The organism is Kitasatospora sp. NPDC001225 (assembly GCF_053597855.1).
Genome location: NZ_JBSFJC010000249.1, coordinates 1 through 5,817, shown reverse-complemented (window position 1 = coordinate 5,817; position 5,817 = coordinate 1). Strand labels below are relative to the sequence as shown.

General features: G+C 76.9%; 1 protein-coding gene. It reads left to right on the top strand.

Annotated features, from left to right (window positions below; translation table 11 throughout):
• Window positions 1–36: 36 nt before the first annotated feature.
• The coding region (locus ACWDCZ_RS38335; protein WP_449818360.1) for an amino acid adenylation domain-containing protein at window positions 37–5,817 on the top strand (5,781 nt) is incomplete at its 3' end.

Here is a 5,817-nt window from a genome sequence, read left to right as displayed (position 1 = left end):
GGCCGCGATGTCCGACGCCGTGGGCGGCGTGGAGGCCTGCGTGCCCAACGACGTCAACCAGTTCAGCATACACCTCAAGAAGGGCCTCCAGAAGCGCTGCGCACCACCTTCGCGGAGAGCGACGGCCGGCCGGTGCCGACCGTCCGGGAGCCCGGGCCGGTGGAGCTACCGGTCCGGGAACCGGCCGAGGGCGAGAGCCTGGACGCCGTCCTGCTCCGGGAGTACTCCCGGCCCTTCGACCTCGAACGGGGGCCGCTGCTGCGCGCCCTGCTGGTCGCCGAGGCGCCGCACGCCCACGTCCTGCAGCTGACCGCCCACCACATCGTCACCGACGGCTGGTCGATGGGCGTCGTCCTGGACGAGCTGTGCACCGCCTACGAGGCCCTGGCCCGCGGCGCCGACCCCGCACTGCCCGAAGTCGCCGCCCAGTACCCGGACTTCGCGGCCTGGCAGCGCGAGCAGCTCGCCGGCGACCGGCTGGAGCGGCAGCTCGCCCACTGGCGGGAGAAGCTGGCCGGCGCCGTGCCGTCCGACCTGCCGCTGGACCACCCGCGGCGCGGGGAGGAGGCCGGCCCCGGCGGCCTGCACACCTTCACCGTCCCCGCGCCGCTCACCGCCCGGCTGCGCGCCCTCGCGACCGAGCAGCAGGGCACCCTCAACACCGCGCTGGTGGCCGGCACCCAGGCGCTGCTCGCCCGCTGGTCCGGCCAGCAGGACGTCACCGTCGGCTCGCTGATGGCCGGGCGCACCCGCACCGAACTGGAACGGGCCGTCGGCTGCTTCGTCAACACGGTGGTGCTGCGCACCCGGGTGGCGCCCGACGCCTCCTTCCGCGAACTGCTCGCCGCCGCCACCGAGACCGGCAACGACGCCCTCGCACACGGCGACACGCCCTTCGAACGGATCGTCGAGGCGGTCGGCGCGCCCCGCGAGGCCGGCCGCAACCCGCTGTTCGACGTCCTGGTGCTGCTGCACCCCGCCCCGCCCACCGCCGGGGACCGGCCCGGACTCGCCACCGCCCCGGTCACCGTGCCCCGGCAGGGCGCCACCTTCGACCTCAGCGTGGAGTTCGTCCCCGACGGCGAGGCGCTCACCGGCGTCCTGGAGTACCGCGCCGACCTCTTCGACGCCCCCACCGCGAGCCGGATGGCCGAGCAGCTGCTGCGCCTGCTGGAGGGCGCCGCCGCCGAACCGGACCGCCCGCTCGCCACCCTGCCGCTGCTCTCCGCGCGGGAGACCGAGCAGGTCACCCGGGGCTGGAACGCCACCGAGCTGCCCGTCGAGGCCGTCGGCCTGCCGGAGCTGCTCCGGCGCCGGGCCGAACGGACCCCGCACGCCCTGGCCCTGGTCGCGGGGGAGGAGCGCCTCGACTACGCCGAACTGGACGCCCGCGCCGAACGGCTCGCCCGCCGACTGGCCACCACCGGCGCCGGCCCCGAACGGCTGGTCGCGCTGCGACTGCCGCGCACCGCCGACCTGGTGGTGGCCGTCCTCGCGGTCTGGAAGGTCGGCGCCGGCTACCTGCCGCTCGACCCGGCGCTGCCCTGGGAGCGGGTCGTCTACGTGCTCGAGGACGCCGGGCCGGCCCTGTTCCTGGACGAGGACACCCTGCGCGACCTGTTGGGCAACGACGACCCGGTCGACGTCGTCCTTCCCACGCCGGACCTCGCGACCCCCGCGTACGTGCTCTACACGTCCGGCTCCACCGGCCGCCCCAAGGGCGTCACCGTCCCGCACCGCGCCCTGGCCCACCTGCTCGCCGCCCACCGGGCCGGCTTCGTCGCCGACGCGGGCGGCGGCCCGCTGAACGTCGCCCTGACCGCCTCCTTCTCCTTCGACACCTCGCTGGAGGGCCTGCTGCTGCTCGCGGACGGCCACCCGCTGCACCTCGTCGACGAGACCACCCGGATGGACCCGGCCGCCCTGGTCGAGTACGTCGTCCGCCACCGGATCGACTTCCTCGACCTCACCCCCTCCTACCTGCGCCAACTGCTGCCCGCCGGGCTGCTCGACGACCCCCGCCACCGCCCCCGGGTGCTGATGCTCGGCGGCGAGGCGGTCGCCCCCCGGCTCTGGCGCGAGCTCGCCGCCCGCCCGGAGACGGCCGCCTACAACTACTACGGCCCCACCGAGTGCACCGTCGACGCGATCGCCTGCCGGATCGACGGCGGGGACCGGCCGCTGATCGGCCGCCCGCTGCCCAACGTCCGCGCCTACGTCCTGGACGGCCGGCTCCAGCCCGTGCCGCCCGGGGTCAGCGGCGAGCTCCACCTGGCCGGGGAACAGGTCGCCCGCGGCTACGACGGCCGCCCCGGCCTGACCGCCGCCCGCTTCACCGCCGACCCGTACGGCCCGCCCGGCACCCGGATGTACCGCACCGGCGACCTGGCCCGCTGGACGGCCGACGGGCGCCTGGAGTACCTCGGCCGCGCCGACGACCAGGTCAAGGTGCGCGGCCACCGGATCGAACCCGGCGAGATCGAGGCGGCCCTGCTCGACCTGCCCGAGGTCCGCGCCGCCGCCGTGGCCGCCGTCCCCGACGCCCACGGCCACCACCGGCTGGCCGCCTACCTGGTCTTCGCCGACGGCGCCGCCCGACCCTCCGCCGACCTGCGCGCCGCCCTGCGCCGGGTGCTGCCCGACCACCTGGTGCCGTCCTCCTTCACCGTGCTCGACGCCCTGCCGCTCGGCACCAGCGGCAAACTCGACCGCCGCGCCCTGCCCGCCCCCGAAACCGACGTCCGGGAAGGGGAGTTCACCGCCCCGCGCACCCCCGAGGAGGAGACCCTCGCCGCCATCTGGGCCGAGGTGCTGGGCGTGCCCAGGGTCGGCGTCACCGACAACTTCTTCGAACTCGGCGGCGACTCGATCCTCAGCATCCAGGCCGTCTCCCGGGCCCGCGCGGCGGGCCTGCGGATCGGCTCCCAGGACGTCTTCCGCCACCAGACCGTCGCCGACCTGGCCGCCGCGGCCCGCACCGCCGAGCCGTCGGCCGCCCCCGCGCCGCGCCACCACCAGGACGGGCCCGCCCCGCTGACCCCCGTCCAGGAGTGGTTCTTCGCCGCCCACGGCCCGCTGCGGCACTTCACCATGTCGATGCTGCTCGACCTGCCGTACGGGCTGGACGAAGCCGCGCTGGACCGGGCGCTGGGCGCGCTGGTGGCCGCCCACCCGGCGCTGCGCACCCGCTTCACCCGCACCGGGGACGGCTGGTGCCAGGAGCCGGTCGCGGTCGCCGGAGCGCTGCTGACCGCCCTTGACCCGGCCACCGACCCCGCCGACGACCGGGAGGCGGAGCGGGAGGCGGCCGCCGAGGCCGCCCGCGCCGAGCTGGACCCGGCCACCGGGGCGCTGCTGCGCGCCGTGCTGTTCCGGCCCGCCGACGGCGCCCGGCCCCAACTCCTCCTGACCGCCCACCACCTGGCCGTCGACAGCGTCTCCTGGCGGGTCCTGCTCGCCGACCTGGCACAGGCCTACCGGCAGGCCGCCGAGGGCCACACCCCCGACCCGGCGCCCGAGCCCACCGCCTTCACCGACTGGGCCCACCGGCTCGCCGAACTCGTCCGGACCGGCGGCCTGGACGCGGACCTGCCGTACTGGACCGCCGAGACCGCCGCCCCCGCCGGGCCGCTGCCCGTCGACCTGCCCGGCACCCCCACCGCCGGCTCGGTGCGCACCCTGCGCCACCGGCTCGACCGGGCCACCACCGAGGCGCTGCTGCGGAAGGTCCCCGAGGCCTACCGGACCCAGGTCAACGACGTGCTGCTCAGCGCGCTGGGCCGGGCCCTCGCCGACTGGACCGGCAGCGGGCGGGTCGCCGTCGCGCTGGAGGGCCACGGCCGCGAGGACCTCTTCGACGGCCTCGACCTGTCCCGCACCGTCGGCTGGTTCACCACCCAGTACCCCGTCACCCTGGACCTGCTGGAAGGGACGGACTGGGCCGCCACCCTCAAGCGGGTCAAGGAGCGGCTGCGCGCCGTGCCCCGCCGGGGCCTGGGCTACGAGGCCCTCGCCCGGCTCGGCTCGGCCGCCGCGCTGAGGGACCGTCCGCTGCCGCAGGTCTGCTTCAACTACCACGGCCAGTGGACCGCCCCCGAGGGCGGCGACTTCGCCCCCGCCGGGCAGGCCCCCGGCCGCGACCTCGCCCCCGACGAGCCGCTGGACCACCTGCTCGACGTCTCCGCCGTCGTCGCCGACGGCGAGCTGGAACTCACCTGGCACTACAGCGACCGGGTGCACCGGGAGGAGACCGTCCGGGCCCTGGCCGAGGCCACCGCCGCCGCGCTCACCGGCATCGTCGAGCACTGCGCGAGCCCCGGCGCCGGCGGCCGCACCCCCTCCGACTTCCCGCTGGCCGGCCTCGACCAGGCCGCGCTGGACCGGCTGGTCGGCGACGGCCGGGACGTGACGGACCTGCTGCCGCTCACCCCGCTCCAGGAGGGCATGCTCTTCCACCGCCTGGTCGGCGGCGAGGACGACGTCTACCTCGACCAGGCCGCCCTGCTGCTGGAGGGCGTCGCCGACCCGCACGCCCTCGCCCTGGCCTGGCAGCGGGTCGCCGACCGTACGCCCGCGCTGCGCACCTCCGTGGTCTGGGAGGGCGTGCCCGCCCCGCTCCAGGTGGTGCGCCGGGGCGTCCGGCTGCCGGTGACCCACCTCGACCTGCGGGCCGTCGACCCGGCCGAGCGCGCCGAACGGCTGGAGCGGCTGAAGGCCGAGGACCTCGCCCTCGGCCTGGACATCGCCACCGCCCCGCTCACCCGGCTCACCCTGGTCCGGCTGCCCGAGGCCCGCGTCCAGCTGCTGTGGACCTCCCACCACCTGGTCCTGGACGGCTGGAGCCTCGCCCAGGTGCTCACCGACGTGTTCGCCGAGTACGCGGCGCTCACCACCGGGGGCGCCCCCGCTCCGGCGGTGCGCCGGCCCTTCGCCGACTACGTGCACTGGCTGGCCGGGCAGGACGCCGGGGCCGCCCGGGCCCACTGGCGGTCCGTCCTGGACGGCTTCGCCACCGCCACCCCGCTGCCCGCCGACCGGGCGCGGCGCGAGGCCCACCGGGCCCGCTCGGCGGGCAGCCTCAGCGCCGCCCTGTCCGAGCAGGTCTCCGAGCAACTCGCCCGCACCGCACGGCAGTCCGGGCTGACCCTCGGCACCGTGGTGCAGGGCGCCTGGGCGCTGCTGCTGTCCCGCTACAGCGGCGAGCCGGACGTGCTGTTCGGCACCACCGTCTCCGGCCGGCCCGAGGAGCTGCCCGGCGTCGAGTCGATGATCGGCATGTTCATCAACACCCTGCCCACCCGGGTCCGGGTGGACGGCGAGCGCACCGCCGCCGACTGGCTGCGGGAGCTCCAGGCGGACCAGGCCGAGGCCCGCCGGCACTCGGCGGTCTCGCTCGCCGAACTCACCGGCTTCAGCGACGTCCCCGCCGGCAGCGCGCTGTTCGACAGCATCGTCGCCTTCGAGAACTACCCCTTCGACGACGCCCGCGCCGCCGGCACCGGGGTGCGCCTGGCCGAGGTCTCCTCCCGGGACGCCACCAGCTTCCCGCTGGTGCTGCGCGCCTACCAGGGCGGGCAGGTCGGCTTCGACCTCGCCTACGACCCGGAGCTGTTCGACGCCGCGACGGTGGACGCCCTCGCCGGGCGGCTGCGCCTGCTGCTCACCGAGCTGGCCGCCGGGCTGGACCGCCCGCTGCGCGCGCTGGCCTGGACCACCGAGGAGGAGCGCCGCCGGCTGCTGGTCGACTGGAACGGCACCGCGCAGGGCCGGCCCGCGCGCACCCTGGTCGACCTGTTCGAGGAGCGGGCCGCCCGCACC